20 protein-coding genes are annotated in these 17,185 nt (G+C 34.8%); 15 read left to right on the top strand and 5 right to left on the bottom strand.

The genetic code is table 11. The features are described from left to right. Nucleotides 1-141: 141 nt before the first annotated feature. The 5 genes from JOC75_RS12275 (at nucleotide 142) to JOC75_RS12255 (ending at nucleotide 3,489) form a co-directional block, all read left to right on the top strand. Entirely contained in the window at nucleotides 142-1,404 is a 1,263-nt protein-coding gene (locus tag JOC75_RS12275) for a Y-family DNA polymerase (protein WP_204954351.1), read from the top strand. A 185-nt stretch (nucleotides 1,405-1,589) separates the two neighbouring features. Further along, entirely contained in the window at nucleotides 1,590-2,240 is a 651-nt protein-coding gene (locus tag JOC75_RS12270) for a GDSL-type esterase/lipase family protein (RefSeq protein WP_204954350.1), read from the top strand. A gap of 33 nt (nucleotides 2,241-2,273) precedes the next feature. Next, complete coding sequence (locus JOC75_RS12265; protein ID WP_204954349.1) at nucleotides 2,274-2,606, top strand: YolD-like family protein; 333 nt, start codon at nucleotides 2,274-2,276, stop codon at nucleotides 2,604-2,606. Nucleotides 2,607-2,911: 305 nt separating this feature from the next. Beyond that, nucleotides 2,912-3,235: an iron-sulfur cluster biosynthesis family protein gene (locus JOC75_RS12260; protein WP_204954348.1), complete on the top strand. Its 324-nt coding sequence runs from the start codon at nucleotides 2,912-2,914 to the stop codon at nucleotides 3,233-3,235. An 11-nt stretch (nucleotides 3,236-3,246) separates the two neighbouring features. Then, the gene (locus tag JOC75_RS12255; protein ID WP_204954347.1) at nucleotides 3,247-3,489 is read left to right on the top strand and encodes a DUF2552 family protein; all 243 of its coding nucleotides are present in this window, start codon (nucleotides 3,247-3,249) and stop codon (nucleotides 3,487-3,489) included. Between the two features lie 183 nt (nucleotides 3,490-3,672). Here the strand turns inward: JOC75_RS12255 and JOC75_RS12250 are convergent, their stop codons facing one another. Together JOC75_RS12250 and JOC75_RS12245 are read right to left on the bottom strand one after the other, a co-directional pair. Continuing rightward, the gene (locus JOC75_RS12250; protein ID WP_204954346.1) at nucleotides 3,673-4,890 is read right to left on the bottom strand and encodes an MFS transporter; all 1,218 of its coding nucleotides are present in this window, start codon (nucleotides 4,888-4,890) and stop codon (nucleotides 3,673-3,675) included. A gap of 152 nt (nucleotides 4,891-5,042) precedes the next feature. Beyond that, on the bottom strand, nucleotides 5,043-5,948 hold the full coding sequence (locus tag JOC75_RS12245) for an alpha/beta hydrolase (RefSeq protein WP_204954345.1): 906 nt from the start codon (nucleotides 5,946-5,948) through the stop codon (nucleotides 5,043-5,045). A gap of 523 nt (nucleotides 5,949-6,471) precedes the next feature. On the opposite strand from JOC75_RS12245, the gene JOC75_RS12240 reads away from it, so the two are divergent. Continuing rightward, nucleotides 6,472-6,705, top strand: a complete 234-nt coding sequence (locus tag JOC75_RS12240; protein WP_204954344.1) for a YqkE family protein — start codon at nucleotides 6,472-6,474, stop codon at nucleotides 6,703-6,705. A 73-nt stretch (nucleotides 6,706-6,778) separates the two neighbouring features. On the opposite strand, the gene JOC75_RS12235 is transcribed toward JOC75_RS12240, so the two are convergent. Both JOC75_RS12235 and mciZ read right to left on the bottom strand, forming a co-directional pair. Beyond that, complete coding sequence (locus JOC75_RS12235) at nucleotides 6,779-7,687, bottom strand: aldo/keto reductase (protein ID WP_204954343.1); 909 nt, start codon at nucleotides 7,685-7,687, stop codon at nucleotides 6,779-6,781. Nucleotides 7,688-7,757: 70 nt separating this feature from the next. Beyond that, nucleotides 7,758-7,937 (bottom strand): Z-ring formation inhibitor MciZ, encoded by a 180-nt coding sequence (mciZ, locus tag JOC75_RS24495; protein WP_239589443.1) that lies wholly within the window; start codon nucleotides 7,935-7,937, stop codon nucleotides 7,758-7,760. Between the two features lie 72 nt (nucleotides 7,938-8,009). Between mciZ and JOC75_RS12225 the strand changes: the two genes are divergently transcribed. Then, nucleotides 8,010-8,564: an NUDIX domain-containing protein gene (locus JOC75_RS12225; protein ID WP_204954342.1), complete on the top strand. Its 555-nt coding sequence runs from the start codon at nucleotides 8,010-8,012 to the stop codon at nucleotides 8,562-8,564. Between the two features lie 36 nt (nucleotides 8,565-8,600). Then, nucleotides 8,601-9,767, top strand: coding sequence for an endonuclease Q family protein (locus tag JOC75_RS12220; RefSeq protein WP_204954341.1), 1,167 nt, complete (start codon nucleotides 8,601-8,603; stop codon nucleotides 9,765-9,767). A gap of 65 nt (nucleotides 9,768-9,832) precedes the next feature. Here JOC75_RS12220 and JOC75_RS12215 read toward each other — a convergent pair whose 3' ends face one another. Next, a complete protein-coding gene (locus JOC75_RS12215) occupies nucleotides 9,833-10,396 on the bottom strand; it encodes a GNAT family N-acetyltransferase (protein WP_204954340.1) in 564 nt (187 codons plus the stop codon). Between the two features lie 125 nt (nucleotides 10,397-10,521). Between JOC75_RS12215 and spoIIM the strand changes: the two genes are divergently transcribed. The 7 genes from spoIIM (at nucleotide 10,522) to JOC75_RS12180 (ending at nucleotide 16,636) form a co-directional block, all read left to right on the top strand. Next, complete coding sequence (gene spoIIM / locus JOC75_RS12210; RefSeq protein ID WP_204954339.1) at nucleotides 10,522-11,175, top strand: stage II sporulation protein M; 654 nt, start codon at nucleotides 10,522-10,524, stop codon at nucleotides 11,173-11,175. Between the two features lie 118 nt (nucleotides 11,176-11,293). Next, on the top strand, nucleotides 11,294-11,767 hold the full coding sequence (gene fur / locus JOC75_RS12205) for a ferric iron uptake transcriptional regulator (protein ID WP_204954338.1): 474 nt from the start codon (nucleotides 11,294-11,296) through the stop codon (nucleotides 11,765-11,767). A 186-nt stretch (nucleotides 11,768-11,953) separates the two neighbouring features. After that, nucleotides 11,954-12,181 (top strand): YqzK family protein, encoded by a 228-nt coding sequence (locus tag JOC75_RS12200; protein ID WP_146946222.1) that lies wholly within the window; start codon nucleotides 11,954-11,956, stop codon nucleotides 12,179-12,181. A gap of 6 nt (nucleotides 12,182-12,187) precedes the next feature. Next, nucleotides 12,188-13,081 carry a site-specific tyrosine recombinase XerD gene (gene xerD, locus JOC75_RS12195; protein WP_204954337.1) on the top strand — a complete coding sequence of 298 codons (894 nt, stop codon included), beginning with the start codon at nucleotides 12,188-12,190 and terminating at the stop codon, nucleotides 13,079-13,081. 207 nt (nucleotides 13,082-13,288) lie between these two features. Next, on the top strand, nucleotides 13,289-14,473 hold the full coding sequence (gene deoB, locus JOC75_RS12190) for a phosphopentomutase (RefSeq protein ID WP_204954336.1): 1,185 nt from the start codon (nucleotides 13,289-13,291) through the stop codon (nucleotides 14,471-14,473). A 12-nt stretch (nucleotides 14,474-14,485) separates the two neighbouring features. Beyond that, nucleotides 14,486-15,313, top strand: a complete 828-nt coding sequence (locus JOC75_RS12185; RefSeq protein ID WP_204954335.1) for a purine-nucleoside phosphorylase — start codon at nucleotides 14,486-14,488, stop codon at nucleotides 15,311-15,313. A 21-nt stretch (nucleotides 15,314-15,334) separates the two neighbouring features. Then, nucleotides 15,335-16,636, top strand: a complete 1,302-nt coding sequence (locus tag JOC75_RS12180; RefSeq protein WP_204954334.1) for a pyrimidine-nucleoside phosphorylase — start codon at nucleotides 15,335-15,337, stop codon at nucleotides 16,634-16,636. Nucleotides 16,637-17,185: the final 549 nt, after the last annotated feature.

The following is a 17,185-nucleotide window of genomic DNA, read 5'->3' as shown; positions in this document are numbered from 1 at the left end:
AAGGAACCCTTCATTTCTTATATGTCGCTCTATCCATGTCTTAATCTTGGTGAAAACTACCATTGAAATCGAACGTATATTCCCTTAAGATAAAGTATATACTTAAATACGAACATATATTCTATTTTGGAGGAATTGGCTATGATTGAAAATTACGATCAATTGCCAAAAAGAAAAATTCTTTGTATCGATATAAAGAGCTTTTATGCAAGCTGTGCTGCGGTTTTACTTGGGTTGGATCCATTAACATGCTATTTGGCTGTTGTTGGTGATACAGAGCGGCAAGGCAGTATTGTGTTAGCGGCTTCTCCACGATTAAAAAAGGAATTTGGCATTAAAACAGGTTCGAGGTTTTTTGAAGTTCCTAATGACCCTCGCATTACAATTGTAAATCCAAAGATGGCAATGTATATTCGCATTTCTACTGAGCTAACAAAGCTATTTCATCGCTATGTACCAAAAGAGGCCATTCATACGTATAGCGTTGATGAAAGCTTTATTGAAGTGGATGGGGTAGAGCATATTTGGGGTGATGCACGAACGATTGCTGAAAAAATTCGTGATGATATGGAGAGAGAATTTCAACTTCCAAGTGCAATTGGTATTGGTCCAAATATGCTTTTAGCCAAGATTTGTTTAGATACAGAAGCAAAAAAAACTGGTATTGCAGAATGGACATATGATGATGTGGAAAGAAAGCTTTGGAAGCTTGAGCCACTTAGTGAAATGTGGGGAATAGGCTCAAAAGTTCAAAAAACCTTGAATCGAATGGGGATCTTCAATGTTGGTCAACTTGCTAATTATCCACTTGAACTGCTTGAAAAGAAATTTGGAGTAATGGGAAATCAGCTTTATTATCACGCGTGGGGAGTAGATTTATCTGAGATTGGTGCGCCGATTATGCAGGGGCAAATCAGCTTTGGCAAAAGTCAGATCTTACTTCGTGACTATCCAGATCCAGAGGAAGTAAAGCATGTCATTTTAGAGATAAGTGAAGAAGTTGCCCGAAGAGCAAGACAACATAAAAAGGTGGGGCGCACAATTAGCCTTGGGATTGGTTATAGCCGTGATGAATTTGGGGGTGGTTTTCATCGCTCTGTAACAATTGAACAGCCAACAAACATTACAATGGACATTTATGAAGCTTGTTTACAACTATTTGAAAAATTTTATGCCAATAAAACAGTAAGGAAGATTTCGATTGCGCTATCAAATATTGAAGAAGATTGTGATATGCAGCTTGATTTATTTCGACCAAATCGAACGAAGGAGCGGACACTAGGATATGTGATGGATTCGATTCGACATAAATATGGATCAGATGCTCTTCTTCGTGCGGTGTCATACACAACAGCTGGGACAGCGAAGCACCGTGCAAAACTAGTAGGTGGTCATAAAGCATGACAAGTAGCTACCCGCATTTTACTGACCATTTTATTAAGGAAAAGCACAACACTTCTATTTAAGAATAAAGTATAAAGATCTTATCCTTTTGATACACAAGCACTCTAAAAAGCTATCGCATACAACAAGGTATCTGTGAGAATCCGGATAAGTTATACTTTATTTATTTTTTGGGAGGGTGTTATGTGGAAGTAGATCACCAATCATTTATCACATATGTAGCTTTGGGAGATTCTTTAACGGTTGGAGTTGGTGCATCATTTCTAGCACCAGGATTTGTAGGCCAATATGTGAGGTTAATAGAGAAAGAAAAACATGTAAATGTGTGTACTAGCATTTACGCGAGATCTGGGATTGAAACAGATGGAGTATTAGACATTGTCGAGAGTCAAGCGCTGCATAGTAAAATTGAGCGTGCGAATATTATTACAATTTCAGCTGGAGGAAATGATTTGATTCAAGCAAGTAAGGACTTTATTGAATCTGGAGAAACAGCTGAGCTTGTTCAATCTGTGAAGGATTGTCACAGTAATATGGTAAGAATTATGGGGACAATTCACAGGTTAAAACAGCAATGTGGTATCCCGTATCGTGTTTATTTACTTAACCTCTATAATCCACTACCACAAATTCAACTTGCTGATAAATGGGTAAAACTATTTAATCAGCATTTAAATAGCTTTCATAATGGTAAAACCATTTTAGTAGCTGATCTATATTCTGCTTTTCAAGGCAGGCAAGATGAGCTTTTATCAAGAGATCGTATTCATCCTAATAACTTAGGATATAAAATGATTGCCGAAACATTGAGTGAATTAGGCTATCCTGCTGTTTAACTAATACAATGGTTTATTTAGGTGGTGACATAGTTGATACGCGATAGAGGAAATATTAAATGGACATCAATGATGCTACCAGAGCATGTTAAATTATTAAGAGCCTGGTCTGAGACAGATATGTATCAAGAAAAGCCTGAACTTGATGAACAACAGTTGGAGCAATTTAATGAGATGATTTTCCATGCGATGGAAGAACATGTAGCACTTATTTTTACGTATTATAAAAACCACCTTTTTCATACATGTTCAGGTTATGTTCACTATATGGATCCGATACAGCAAACACTTCGGATTGTGGATGAACAAACAAACACGCGCTTACAGTTACCACTGACAGATGTAATTGATGTCAAGAGAAAGTAATTATAACAATAAGGGTGAGTAAAACCTCATCCTTCAAACTTAAAATAATCCTCTACTATTTCTATTGCAGTAACGTAACACTACATTATTCAGATCTGCTGAATGGCCATTAACAACAATTCTACTTCAGTATCTTTAATTTACATTAGACCCTTATCTCCGTACATATTAATCTACCCCTCTAGAAATAACATGTAGACAAACCAAAACAAGAAGGAAATCAATGATGCTATCGTAGCAGAATCATGCAGGATAGAAATCTGTATGATAAACTATTATTAGAACAACTGTGAAGGAGATTTATCATGAAGATAACAATGACAAAGGAAGCAATTGATCACCTAACACCTGTTATTGAAAGAAATGAAGGGCGTTATTTGAAAATGAAATATGATACAGAAGGCTGTGGATGTGTTATGAGCGGAGTTACAGCTTTGTGGTTAGTAGAGAAGTTAGATGATGATGATGTGAAAATTGAAACAAATTCTGTGCCATTATTTGTGGAGAAAACAAAAATGGTGTTTCTAGATGAAGAGCTTACTGTTTCATATAATAAAACAGCAAACTGTTATATGTTAAAAAGCCCTTCACAAATTCTAAATCCACGCATGAGCTTGCTTGTAAAGTGAGGGAAAGATAAGTGAAGGATCGATTAAACTCAATAAAAAATGTTGCACTAAATAAAACGTGGGTGTCATTTTTAAATGATAACCATCCATATAGTCTCCTCCATTGGTCTATTGGAGGTGTTCATGAAGATACAAAGGACGTTTGGTTGCTTCAGGATGAAATGTCCTTTGAAGCACAGGAATTCCCTACTATAGATGAGGCGATAAAGTGGATGGAAGAACATATGGAGCATATTTCAGATGTGTTAGGATAGTTCTTTTCAAATGATAGTTACTAATCGACATAATTAAACGTTAAAACGTGATAAGTACTTTTCTAACAAGAAAAATGCCCTAGACTTATTAGTGATTTTTACATCTGTTTACGGAAAAAAGCACAAAACAATCCTTAAGATAAAAAGGGGCTGACTTATGAAGAAGTCAGCCCTTTTATCTGCCTATTTTCCCATCAAATTGTGGATCGATAAAAAACGTTTACTTAGTAAAATGATGATTGAAGAAACGAAAATAAAAGCAGCAGAGATTATAAAAAGTAATGTCACATGAAAAAAGTCTGCCATGATTCCGAAAAGAAGAGTTCCTACTGCAAAGGACCCTGTCAGAATAGCATCACGAGCTGAAAATACTTTTGCAAGCACATGTTCTGTTGCTACCGTTTGGTAAATTGTTGTTGAAAGTATTAATTTAAATTGACTGAACATACCAACAGCAGCAGAAAGGATGAGTGCGACCGATCCGATTGAAGTAAAGCCAAATAGAATGGTAAGTAAAGAAATAAGAATAGAGCTTATAAGCATTGTTTTGTGTACATGGGTTGCAAACAAACGCTGACATTTTAAAGTAATAAAGCCACCTACTAACAAGCCTGCAAAAAATGTTGAATTAATATACCCCCACCAAGCTTCAGGCTTCTGAAGAATTTCCTCAACATAGATGTATAAAATAGCAGCAATCCAAACGACACTTGCTAAAGACTCTAAGACATCGATCATTGCTATAGTTCTGATAGAAGGTGAGCTCCAAATCATCCTCCAACCATCAAGAAAGGATCCACTCTTACTTTGTGTTGATGAAGAAGAGTTCCTTTTGTTATCCATAATAAACAACATAAGAAAAGTGGAAATTGAAAATAAAATACCTGTCACAAGAAGTAATCCTTGCCCGCCTACTAATGATGTGATGATGGCTCCTAAAGGCCAACATCCTAGGTTAATGGTTTGATCAACAACTGAAAGAAAGCTATTACCTTTTAAAAGTTGTTTTCGATCAAGTATTTTAACAATAAGAGCTTGCCGTGCTGGTACAGCCCATCCATCTAAAAAGGCGATAAAACTGACAAGTGGAAAAATGAATATGACTGTGGTAGCTGTTATATAGTCTGAAATAAAAAGAAAAGTTGTAATCATAAGCAATAAGGTCTTTACACCTTGTGAACCTACTAACACATGCTTTAATAACATCCGATCCAATACCCAAGGAGCAACGAAACTCCCAAAAAATCGTGCCAATGTAATTGTAAAAGGTAGTAAAGCAGTATAAAAAGCTGAGCCAGTGAGTTGGTATATTAAGCTAATAATTCCAATAATGTAGAAAACATCACCACTATTTGCACATGCTTGACCGATCCATAAAAAATGAAATGACTTTTTAAACATAAAAATCCCGCCCTAAATAATTAATGATTTATTTGTTTAGCTAGGTAAGGTGGGATTAAATTTACACTGGACTGTTTCTCCTTTCAGTTAAGGTATTTGTTATGTAAGATACAAAGGCACGATACTAAGGGCGGAATAGTACCGGTTAAATTCTACAAACCAATTTCTTTAAGAAATTCATCCACAACATTAGAATATTCCTCGCGGTTGGTGGTGTATGACATAGCATGAGATCCGTTTTCTGCAATGAAGAGCTTTTTAGCTCCCTTTTTTTGTTGATATAGCTGTTTGGACATTTCAGCAGGTATATAATCATCGTCTTTACTATGAATAAAAAGAACAGGATTTGTAATATTTTGTACAGCGTTCAATGGAGATACCTCTTGAATAGTGTAACGATCACGAAGTTTCACAAAAGGCTTCGCAATGGGCATAATAAACACACTAGGGATCTTAAATTCAACTTTTAGGCGAAATAGAAGCTGAGCCTCTAGCTCAGAAAAGGGGCAGTCAGCTATATAAAAATCAGCACCATCCTCAACCATACCTGCATAAAGCAAAGTTGTAACAGCACCCATTGATTCACCATGAATACCTAATAAAATGGAGTCGTCAACTTCTGTTTTTAGCCAATGAACAACAGATTGCAGATCAAACTTTTCGTAATGACCATAGCTAGTTGTTTTACCACCGCTTTCTCCATGTCTTCGATGATCATAAATCACAACATTCCAACCTTTTTGTAAAAAAAGATTCATGTATTTAACAGAATTAAGTCTGTTAACAGTCACTCCATGACATATAATCATATACCGATTGTGTTGATAGGGAGCAATAAGTGATCCTTTAATGTTATAACCGAATTTGGATGGAATTGAAAAATGTCGCTTTTCTAATTCTTCATACTCACGTTGATTAAATAGTCCGAAATTTGTATCACGATCAATTAGTTCTTTATCTGTTTTCTTCTTGATATACATCATTTTATTCGTAAAGAAAAATCCGATGATAAAAACATAAGAAAAAAAGATGAGTAGACCAATTACAAGTTTTTTCATGAAAATTAACTCCTTACCTTATTGATTCGTTCATCTATACGAATAATATCATAAATTAGGTAGTAAACGTGATATGAATGGGTGTTATTTTTCCGCTAGAGTCAATGTACCTGGAGTTTGGCATTAAAACATTATATACTATCTTATCTACTAAAAAAGGAACCAACAGAATGGTTCCTTTTGGGTTATTGCTCAGAATTTTGTCTCTTAGTAGGATGAATAGCCTTTTCCATCTCTTCAGCAGCCATCATCTTTTTAGATGTATCAGCATTAGGTTTCCCTTTTTGACTCTGTTGTTTTGCCATGATTAATCACTCCTTCCTACCATATAAAATGTCAGTAATGGTAATAAAATATACAGGGTGTTTAAGATGTCGTTTCAATAAGATACATTTATCCTTTTGGCAGTATTCTTGTATTTATTCATGGTTGAAATTTTAGAAGATCAATGTCTAATGCTTGATATTTATACAATGTTATACCTATAATTTTAAGAAAAGTTTAGAAAAGAGGGGTAGCAAAGATGAGAAAATCGAAAAAGCAAAAAGATGATAAAAACGTATCTGTTTCAGATCATTTAAATAGCGATTTATTAGAGCAATTAAAAGCAGTGAAAAAAGGTTTAACAAAGGAGCAAGAAGAAAAAGAGGCTGAGCTTGAGAAGAAAAAAATAGAAGAGCGAAAACAGAAAGAAAAAAACAAAAGCTTTGAAGAATTATTAAACGAAAGCTCGTTATCATGGAAAGAGTATAAGTGAAAATGCGTTAAAATAGAGCTTAGAGAAGTGAAAATTCTACTAAGCTCTTCTATTTGAATATTGTAGTTACTATCTATCGGTGTTGCTCATACTTATCTTGTTTAGCAATTTGCTGGAGCTTATGATAAGTGTCAGCATTTAAGGGACTGGCATCTCCAGCAGCTGCATTTTCAAGTAATTGTTGAAGTTTACTAGCTCCAGGAATAACAGCACCAACCGTTTCTTCATAAAGACAATATTGAAGGGCAAGCTCTGTCATTGTTAGTGGAGAATCTATTGCTTCAAGTTCACTAAGTAGTGTTTTTAGCTCATCCTTTGAGTAGGAAAGATAGTTTTCAGTTTGTAATTTAGAGGACAAAGGTTTTTCTGTTAAAAGCCCTTTTGCAAGTGGGCCGCGAGCTATTACACTTACATTATGCTCATTTATAAGGTGAAACAGCTCTTCAGGACGTCGATCTAGCAGGCTATATTGCATCATAATGGATACAATGTTTGATTTATTTAGATAATCTTTAATCACATTTGGGCGAATAGATGAAATACCATAGTAACGGATAAGTCCTTCTTGTTTTAATTCCTCAAAGGCTTCGATTGTTTCATCGATATTATCTTCAATTGTTCCACCATGGAGTTGATACAAATCAATATAATCTGTTTGTAGGCGCTTTAAGCTATGCTTAACAGCTTTTTTTATGTATTTTTTTGAAGGGTCCCAAGTCCAGCCAGATTTATCTTCTTTCCAGCGATTACCTGCTTTTGTTGCCAATACGATATCATGTCGATGATTTCTAATTGCTTTTCCAACTAATTCTTCATTTTTTCCGAAATCATATAAATCAGCTGTATCTAGATAATTAATTCCTACATCAATTGCTTTGTCAATTAAAGAGAGAGCGTGCTGTTCATTATCTCCTAGTGACATGCAGCCTAATCCAATTTCACTTACATATAAATCTGAATTCCCAAGCTGTCTTTTTCGCAAAGCTTATCACTCCTCTAGAGTCTTTATGTTGAGGGTAGTATAAAGCGATGGGAAAATCAAATGATAAGAATCAATCACTAAGCTTGTAGGTTGGAGAAAGAAGAACTCTCCCTTTTCTCGTATTCTTACTTTGAATCAGTTGATCTAATGTTTCGTATAATTTAACATACTCCTTTAATTTAGCTTGAATTTCATGGGGTTTTCCTATTAAGACGATGCCTTTATCGTTTCGATAGATTTTCACTTTCATATCCATTCCCTTCCAGTAAGGTATGATAGAATATATGAAGATCAAAAAGTATGTAGAACAGGAGTGGATCATGTGGAAAACTTAAAAGAAACAACAATATCTTCGAAAGAGATTTTTAAAGGAAGAGTTATTGATTTATATGTAGAAGAAGTCGAATTGCCAAATGGGAAAACAAGTACAAGAGAAATTGTCAAACACCCAGGTGCAGTAGCGGTATTAGCGCTTACTAATGATCATAAAATTGTGATGGTCGAGCAATATCGTAAGCCACTTGGACGAACAATTGTTGAAATACCAGCAGGAAAGCTTGAAAAAGGGGAAGAACCAATAACAACGGCTAAAAGAGAGCTGGAGGAGGAAACAGGGTATACATGTGAAGAATTAGAGCCATTAATCTCTTTTTACACATCACCTGGTTTTGCTGATGAACTTGTCCATTTATTTATTGCAAAGAATTTGGAAAAACTAACAAATAAAGCAGAGTTAGATGAAGATGAATTTGTAGAAGTACTGGAAATCACGCTAGAAGAAGCGCAGGAAATGATCGTCACTCAACAAATTTTTGATGCAAAAACAGCTTATGCAGTTCAATACTTACAGCTTTTGCAAAAAAGAGAACAAAGATAGTAAAAGCTATTTAAAGGAGGGTGTTCTATTCAAGAGATGAATAGCTATTTTGCTGATTTACATATTCATATCGGACAAACAAAGTCTGGAAAACCAGTGAAAATAACAGCGTCACGTTCATTAACACTTGAAAATATATTAGTTGAAGCAAGTGACCATAAAGGAATTGATATCATCGGGATAATCGATTGTCATGTTCCAGAGGTATTGCTAACATTAACTAAGCTTATTGAGGAAGGTGAGTGTTATGAATTAGATGATGGAGGTATTAGGTTTCAAAATACAACATTAATTCTCGGCAGTGAGCTTGAACTTTATGATAATACCTGTAAAGGACCTGTACATGTTTTAGTTTTTATGCCAACACTAGAAAAAATGAAGCAATTTTCTATATGGATTTCATCAAGACTTAAGAATATTACACTTAGCTCACAGAGAATATATGAAACAGGAGAAAATCTTCAGAAATATGCAAAAGAATTAGGCGGGCTATTTATACCTGCGCATATTTTCACACCTCACAAAAGCTTATATGGCAGTGGAGTGAGTGTTTCATTAACAGAAATATTTTCTCCTTCATTAATTGATGCTGTTGAATTAGGGTTAAGCTCAGATACATTAATGGCTGACAAAATAGAAGAATTACATCAGTTTACTTTTTTAACAAATTCAGATGCACATTCATTACCGAAAATTGCTCGTGAATACCAAAAGCTACTTTTAAAGGAGCCAAGCTTCCTCGAGTTACAAAAAGCTTTGCATTCTAAAGAGGGCAGAGCTGTTCAAGCGAATTACGGGTTAAATCCTTACTTAGGTAAATATTATGAAACTACTTGTGAAAAATGCGGCTTAAAGCCAGAGTTAAATGAAGTAGAATGTAGCCATTGCGGAAGTATTCGATTTACTAAAGGTGTTTCAAAGCGAATACAGGAGTTAGCCGGTAATCGTGAAAATAATAAAAATCGTCCTCCATATATACATCAAGTGCCATTACAATTTATACCTGGTGTTGGACCGAAGACATTAGATAAATTAAAGGACCTGTTTGGTACTGAAATGAATATCCTACATCACGTTCCAAAAGAAGAGCTTCAAAAAGTTGTACCAAACAAGCTTGTAGAATTTATCATTGCAGCAAGAGAAGGAAAACTTCAAGTATCATCAGGTGGTGGAGGAACATATGGAAAGGTTACTGGAGTTTAGATGAGGAGAATTACTTGTTGTAATTCTCCTTTGAATGATCATTTTTTAAGTATCAAGGAATAAGATCACGAAAACACCTTAGCGAAAACATATGTATCTCGCACATACTCACCATCTGCTGACAAATTATTTTGGCGAAATGTCCCTTCTAGTGTGAAATCAAGCTTCTCGGGGATTTTTTTACTTCTATCATTATTAGTATCACATCTAATTTCAATTCGTTTTGTTTTTAGTTCATTAACTGCGAAATGGATTAAGCCTTCAACAGCTTCAGTTATATATCCTTTTCCACTAAATCTTGAATCAATCCAATATCCAATTTCACAAGTAGGGACATTCCATTTTATCCGATGTAAACCGGTACTACCAATAAACTCATCTGTGAAACGGTCGAAAATAAGGAAACGCAAATCTTCTCTTAATATAAACTTTGCCATCGCTTCTCGAATATTACTTTCAGTTTCCTCCACCTTTGGAAGTTGTTGCGCAAATGGCATCCATGGTTTTAATTCTTTAATTGATGCACAAATAGCAGCATTCACTGCTATACCATCTCCATATTGTGGAGCTCTAAGGAAAAGTCGTTTAGTTGTAAACTCTGAAGGGAAATCTAGTAATATAGGATTCATCAAATCACACCCTTACATTTTTAATTAGTATAAACTAGGGTAACTAGAAAAGAAAACCAATTTTGAGTCATAGAATGCTAGTCCTCTCATATACTCTAGTAAGTGAATGACGGGAGGAAATGATTATGCGTAAACAACTGCCATTAAGTGCAATGATGAAGCAGCACCTTAAGGAGCATTCGTCCATATATTTATTTGTATTTGTGTTATTTTTAATGGGGGTTATTTTTGGAGCCATAATTGTAAATAGTATGAATTTGAGTCAGAAAGAGGATTTATATTACTATTTAAACAGATTTTTTGGACAAGTAGCCGAAGGAAAGGTAGCAAGCTCAGCAGATATGTTTCAACAGAGCTTCTTTCATAATTTGAAATATTTAGGACTTATGTGGATATTAGGAATTTCGATCATAGGATTACCCGTAATATTAGTTATGTTATTTATTAAAGGTATGGTAGTAGGATTTACGGTAGGTTTTTTAGTTAACCAATTAGGACTCAAAGGGTTTTTATTATCTTTTGTTACTGTTCTGCCACAAAATATCTTACTTATACCAGCATTTATATTAATGTCAGCTGTTGCAATATCGTTTACACTAAAAATAATTAGGCAGCTGTTTGTGAAGAAAACCAATAATATGGAAGCTCCTTTCTCATTATTTATGAGATATGCTTCAGTATTTTTATTTATTGGTGTTCTTGCTATTGTTGCTTCTGGGTTTGAGGCATATGCATCACCTTTCTTAATGAAAAATGTTGTTGAGTTTGTTAGTAAATAATAATAATTATTAAATAATAACCTTTATCTTTATTAGATTATAATCATTTTAGTTGGACACTTTCCTCTTATTTGATATATAATAGTTTTGGGAACGCGGCGAGGGAGGAAAAGTAGTTATGGAAAACCGCATTGATCGGATTAAGAAGCAGTTGCATTCTGCTAGCTATAAGTTAACACCACAGCGTGAAGCAACTGTTCGAGTGCTATTGGAAAATGAGGAAGACCATTTAAGTGCAGAAGATGTTTATCTTCTTGTCAAGGAAAAAGCACCTGAAATTGGACTTGCAACAGTTTATAGAACGCTAGAACTTTTAACTGAATTAAAAGTTGTTGATAAGATAAATTTTGGAGATGGGGTTTCTAGATACGATCTTCGTAAAGAAGGAGCAGCTCATTTTCATCATCATCTAGTATGTATCGAATGTGGATCTGTCGCTGAAATAGAGGATGATCTACTTGAAGATGTAGAAGAGATCGTCGAAAGAGACTTTAAATTTAAAATTAAAGATCACCGTCTAACATTTCATGGTATATGTACGAAATGTCAAGATAAGGTTGAAGATGAATCAAATAATGATGATAACGGATAAAACGAAGTCTAGCTTATAAAGGTTAGGCTTTTTGCTTTTGGGCTATTTGACAATCTAGGTTCCCCTGTAGAAATAAATACGAAAATTCATTAAAAACCATGTATAAAGTTTGTCCTTTTTGGCATATCTTCTAATAATCATCCCTTTATCCAATATATGATATAACTTGATTTTGGAGGTTACTTAATGATTAGATGGTTTAGAACATTTAGAGATATGATGAAGGTGTTTATTTTATTCACTGGATTTACGATTTTATTCTATTATGCTATCATTTGGGTGAACTTAGAGTACCAAGAAATTCATCGTTATGACCAACCAGAAGGTGCTGCTTTAAAGGTAACCAATATGGTCAATAATGAAGATGATAGCTGGTTAAACAGGTTTATTTTTTTTATTGACAATGGGGAGTAGAAAAACTTGAAAGATCAAATTAAAGATTTTATACACTACTTAATCGTAGAAAGAGGTCTATCAAATAATACAATTATCTCTTATGAACGTGATTTGAAAAGCTATCAAAAGCATTTAGTTGAAAAGCAACAAATTGTTTCTTTTAATGATGTCACACGTTTTCATATTATTCAATTTTTAAAGTTTCTTAAAGAGTCTGGAAAATCAAGTAAAACATTAGCAAGACATACAGCCTCAATACGAAGTCTTCACCAGTTTTTATTAAGAGAAAAACAAGCTGACCAGGATCCTTCAGTATTAATTGAATCGCCACAATTGGAGAGAAGTCTTCCAAAAATCCTATCTTTACAAGAGGTAGAGAAATTATTAGAAACTCCAAAGCTTACAACACCATTTGGATACCGAGATAAAGCAATGCTTGAGCTGTTATATGCAACAGGCATTAGAGTAAGTGAAATGATTGACTTAAATTTAACAGATGCTCACTTAACAATGGGATTCATTCGTTGTTATGGTAAAGGAAATAAAGAGCGAATTGTACCTATAGGAAAGACTGCAGCAGAAGCGTTAATGAATTATATAGAAAAAGCTAGACCGAAGCTGCTTAATAGCAAAGAGCCAACAGAAGCATTATTTGTTAATCACCATGGTAAACGGATCTCAAGGCAGGGTTTTTGGAAGAACTTAAAGCAAGTCGCTATAGAAGCGAATATACAAAATGAATTAACACCACATACTTTAAGGCATTCCTTTGCTACTCATTTACTTGAAAATGGTGCAGACTTAAGAGCGGTACAAGAAATGCTAGGACATGCAGACATATCAACAACACAAATCTATACACATGTGACAAAAGCTAGATTGAAAGATGTGTATAATCAGTTTCATCCAAGAGCCTAAAAGCATCACACAAAATTGTGGAGATGCTTTTTTAGCGTGATCAAGACATTAGTATAAATAGTTTTATTTAAAGTTGTAAATGAGCTTGAAAGGGGTTTATAATGGAGGTAGGAAGTAGTTGTCAGACTTCCGACAAGTTTGATGTTTCGAATGGAATATAATACTTTATGGAACATTAAGTGAAGGTAATAAAAAAGGAGGATATTAATGTCAAATTATACATATAAACGTGTGTTTCTAGTTGTTCTTGATTCAGTTGGTATTGGTGAAGCACCTGATGCTGACAAATTCAATGATATTGGTTCAAATACGTTAGGTCATATAGCAGATCATATGGGTGGTCTTAAAATGCCTAATATGGCTAAACTAGGTTTAAGTAATATAAATGAAATTAAAGGAATACCGGTTCAAGAAAAACCGTTAGCATACTATACAAAAATGCAAGAAGCTTCAAATGGAAAAGATACAATGACGGGACATTGGGAGATTATGGGGTTGCATATTGAACAGCCGTTTCGAGTATTTCCAGATGGCTTTCCACCGGAATTAATTAACGCTCTAGAAGAAAAGACAGGTCGTAAAGTGATTGGAAACAAACCAGCTTCAGGAACAGAAATACTAGACGAACTAGGAGAAGAACACTTGAATACAGGTGCTTTAATCGTCTATACATCAGCAGATTCTGTTTTGCAAATTGCAGCACATGAAGAAATTGTTCCAATAGAGGAGCTATATAAAATTTGTGAAATCGCTCGTGAAATGACCTTAGATGAAAAGTATATGGTTGGGCGTGTTATTGCACGACCATTCCTAGGTACAGCTGGAAACTTTACTAGAACATCTAATCGTCATGATTATGCATTAAAGCCTTTTGAACGAACAGTTATGAACGAGCTGCAAGACAGTGGCTATGATGTTATTTCAATTGGTAAAATATCAGATATTTTTGACGGTGAAGGAATTACAAAATCTTTACGAACAGTCTCTAATATGGATGGTATGGATAAATTAAATGAAACCATCACAATGGATTTCACTGGTATGAGTTTTCTTAATCTAGTAGATTTTGATGCGTTATTTGGTCATCGACGAGATCCTGCTGGATATGGAAAAGCTTTAGAAGAATATGATGTTAGATTAACACAGGTTCTTGAAACATTAACTGAACAAGATTTATTAATTATTACAGCTGATCATGGTAATGATCCGATACACCATGGAACAGATCACACAAGAGAATATGTTCCGCTCCTAGTTTATAGCCCACGATTAGGTGCAGGAAGTGAGCTAGACATTAGAAATACTTTTGCTGATGTAGGGGCAACGATTGCCGATAATTTTAATGTGAAAATGCCAGCTAACGGAAAAAGCTTTTTATCTGATTTAAAATAGGAGGATTACATAATGAATTACGAAAAAATTAAAGAAGCAGCTCATTATCTAAAAGAAAAATATCAAGAAATTCCAAAGATCGGTTTAATACTAGGATCAGGTCTTGGAGTTTTAGCTGAAGAAATTGAAAATCCTGTGAAAATACCATATAGTGAAATACCTAATTTTCCTGTTTCAACAGTTGAGGGTCATGCAGGTCAGCTTGTTTTTGGAACATTAAAAGGAGCACAAGTTGTTGCTATGCAAGGGCGTTTTCATTTTTATGAAGGATATAGCATGGATAAAGTAACAGCGCCTGTTCGTGTTATGAAAGAAATTGGTGTTGAAACATTGATTGTAACAAATGCTGCAGGTGGAATTAACGAGTCATTTGAAGCTGGCGATTTAATGTTAATTACTGATCATATAAATAATATGGGAACTAATCCGTTAATTGGTCCTAATGATTCAGAAATTGGCGTCCGTTTTCCTGATATGTCTGAAAGCTACGATAAAAAGTTTAGACAATTAGCGAAGGATGTTGCATCAAAGTTGAATATAAAGCTTCAAGAAGGTGTTTATGTTGGTAACACAGGTCCATCATATGAAACACCGTCTGAAATACGTATGCTTCGAGTAATGGGCGGAGATGCGGTAGGTATGTCAACAGTTCCTGAAGTTATTGTTGCCAAGCATGCTGGTTTAGGAGTATTAGGGATTTCTTGTATCTCAAATATGGCTGCAGGAATTCTAGACCAACCATTGTCACATGATGAAGTAATCGAAACAACTGAAAAGGTAAAAACAAACTTCTTGAATTTAGTTAAAAATATTGTTGAGAACTTACATTCGTCAAAATAAAGAAAAAAGGTGAGATACACGATGAGAATGGTTGATTTAATAGAGAAAAAAAGAGACGGTCATGAATTAACAAAAGAAGAGATTCATTTTATTGTTGATGGATATACAAAAGGTGATATTCCAGATTATCAAATGAGTGCTTTAACAATGGCCATTTATTTTCAAGGAATGGCTGATCAAGAGCGCGCTGAATTGACAATGGCTATGGTTCATTCTGGAGATACAATTGACTTAAGTGAAATTGAAGGTATAAAGGTTGATAAACATAGCACTGGTGGTGTAGGTGATACAACGACTCTTGTGCTGGGTCCATTAGTAGCTGCAGTTGGTGTACCAGTTGCGAAAATGTCAGGCCGTGGTTTGGGACATACAGGTGGAACAATCGATAAATTAGAAGCTGTTCCAGGCTTTCATGTTGAAATAGAAAATAAGCAATTTATCGAACTTGTTAATAAAAATAAGATTGCTGTAATAGGACAAAGTGGAAACCTTACCCCAGCAGATAAAAGCTTATATGGATTAAGAGATGTTACAGCGACTGTAAACAGCATTCCGCTTATCGCAAGTTCAATTATGAGTAAAAAGATAGCTGCAGGTGCAGATGCAATCGTTTTAGATGTAAAAACAGGTGCTGGTGCCTTTATGAAGGATTTAGACGAATCAAAGAAACTAGCTAAAGCCATGGTAGATATCGGTAATCTTGTTGGTCGAAGAACAATGGCTGTTATCTCAGATATGAGTCAACCATTAGGATATGCCATTGGTAATGCTCTTGAGGTAAAAGAAGCAATTGATACATTAAGTGGCAAAGGGCCAAAAGATTTAGAAGAGCTTTGTCTAGTATTAGGAAGCTATATGGTTCTTTTAGCTGAAAAAGCAGCTTCACTTGAAGAAGCACGCTCAATGTTAGAGGATGTTATAAAAAATGGTCAAGCACTGCAAACATTGAAAGTTTTTCTTGAGGCACAAGGTGGAGATGGCTCAGTTGTTGATCATCCTGAAACCCTTCCTCAAGCAAAATATCAATTTGAACTAGAAGCAAAAGAAGATGGCTATGTATCAGAAATTATTGCGGACTCTGTTGGAACAGCTGCCATGCTATTAGGAGCAGGTCGTGCAACAAAAGATTCAGTCATTGATTTAGCTGTCGGATTAGTTTTAAATAAAAAAATTGGTGATAAAGTAAATAAAGGTGAGTCATTAGTTACAATTCATAGTAACCAGGAAGATATAGAAAACGTAAAGAACAAGCTATATAGTAGTATTTTTATTAAGAATAGTGAAGTAGAAGAACCTACATTAATTTACGCTACAGTTGAATAATGTATAGCTTGAAAAAACCACAGTCTTTGGACTGTGGTTTTTTTAGATGTTTTATGTGTGAGGGCTTGTGCAAAAGGGACGGCCGATCTAGAAAGGTTGAAATCTAGTTTGGTTGGACGTGGACATGACTAGCATCTTGTAACGGCTTAAGTTGAGAGGTGGTGGTCGGGAAAAAGCGGTTGGCGTGCAAAAGTGCAAAGATGATCGACAAGTGAAGGAGGGTGGTCGAGAAAAATATGGTTGGCGTGCAAAAGTGAAAAGATAATCGACAAGTGCAGGAGGATAGCCGAGAAATTGTGTTTGATGATCGATATAATGCATTTAATGACTGCAGAAAATCATGAACATCGATGTGCAAACTAAAGATATATTAAAGAAATGTAAAATAGATATTTCGAAGCTATCTTAACTTGGATAACACCACATAATTAAAAATTATACTTAGAAGAAACTCATTTTACGCTCTTTACATTAAAGTTTTACAGTTAGCTTTACAAAGTGCCAAAAAAGGAATAGCACTAAATATGGGAGAAAACTATCTAGACTAAA

Origin of the sequence: Metabacillus crassostreae, assembly GCF_016908395.1 — a bacterium.
GTDB classification, from domain to species: domain Bacteria; phylum Bacillota; class Bacilli; order Bacillales; family Bacillaceae; genus Metabacillus; species Metabacillus crassostreae.
Note: the sequence above shows the minus strand (reverse complement) of the source record. Positions and strands in the feature narration are given on the sequence as shown.

What these genes read in the sequence shown, in the direction of transcription:
- JOC75_RS12275 (WP_204954351.1), top strand. Translation starts at nt 142, where the DNA reads ATGATTGAAAATTACGATCAATTGCCAAAAAGAAAAATTCTTTGTATC.
- JOC75_RS12260 (WP_204954348.1), top strand. Translation starts at nt 2,912, where the DNA reads ATGAAGATAACAATGACAAAGGAAGCAATTGATCACCTAACACCTGTT.
- JOC75_RS12250 (WP_204954346.1), bottom strand. Translation starts at nt 4,890, where the DNA reads ATGTTTAAAAAGTCATTTCATTTTTTATGGATCGGTCAAGCATGTGCA.
- JOC75_RS12245 (WP_204954345.1), bottom strand. Translation starts at nt 5,948, where the DNA reads ATGAAAAAACTTGTAATTGGTCTACTCATCTTTTTTTCTTATGTTTTT.
- JOC75_RS12240 (WP_204954344.1), top strand. Translation starts at nt 6,472, where the DNA reads ATGAGAAAATCGAAAAAGCAAAAAGATGATAAAAACGTATCTGTTTCA.
- mciZ (WP_239589443.1), bottom strand. Translation starts at nt 7,937, where the DNA reads ATGAAAGTGAAAATCTATCGAAACGATAAAGGCATCGTCTTAATAGGA.
- JOC75_RS12220 (WP_204954341.1), top strand. Translation starts at nt 8,601, where the DNA reads ATGAATAGCTATTTTGCTGATTTACATATTCATATCGGACAAACAAAG.
- JOC75_RS12215 (WP_204954340.1), bottom strand. Translation starts at nt 10,396, where the DNA reads ATGAATCCTATATTACTAGATTTCCCTTCAGAGTTTACAACTAAACGA.
- spoIIM (WP_204954339.1), top strand. Translation starts at nt 10,522, where the DNA reads ATGCGTAAACAACTGCCATTAAGTGCAATGATGAAGCAGCACCTTAAG.
- fur (WP_204954338.1), top strand. Translation starts at nt 11,294, where the DNA reads ATGGAAAACCGCATTGATCGGATTAAGAAGCAGTTGCATTCTGCTAGC.
- JOC75_RS12200 (WP_146946222.1), top strand. Translation starts at nt 11,954, where the DNA reads ATGATTAGATGGTTTAGAACATTTAGAGATATGATGAAGGTGTTTATT.
- deoB (WP_204954336.1), top strand. Translation starts at nt 13,289, where the DNA reads ATGTCAAATTATACATATAAACGTGTGTTTCTAGTTGTTCTTGATTCA.
- JOC75_RS12185 (WP_204954335.1), top strand. Translation starts at nt 14,486, where the DNA reads ATGAATTACGAAAAAATTAAAGAAGCAGCTCATTATCTAAAAGAAAAA.
- JOC75_RS12180 (WP_204954334.1), top strand. Translation starts at nt 15,335, where the DNA reads ATGAGAATGGTTGATTTAATAGAGAAAAAAAGAGACGGTCATGAATTA.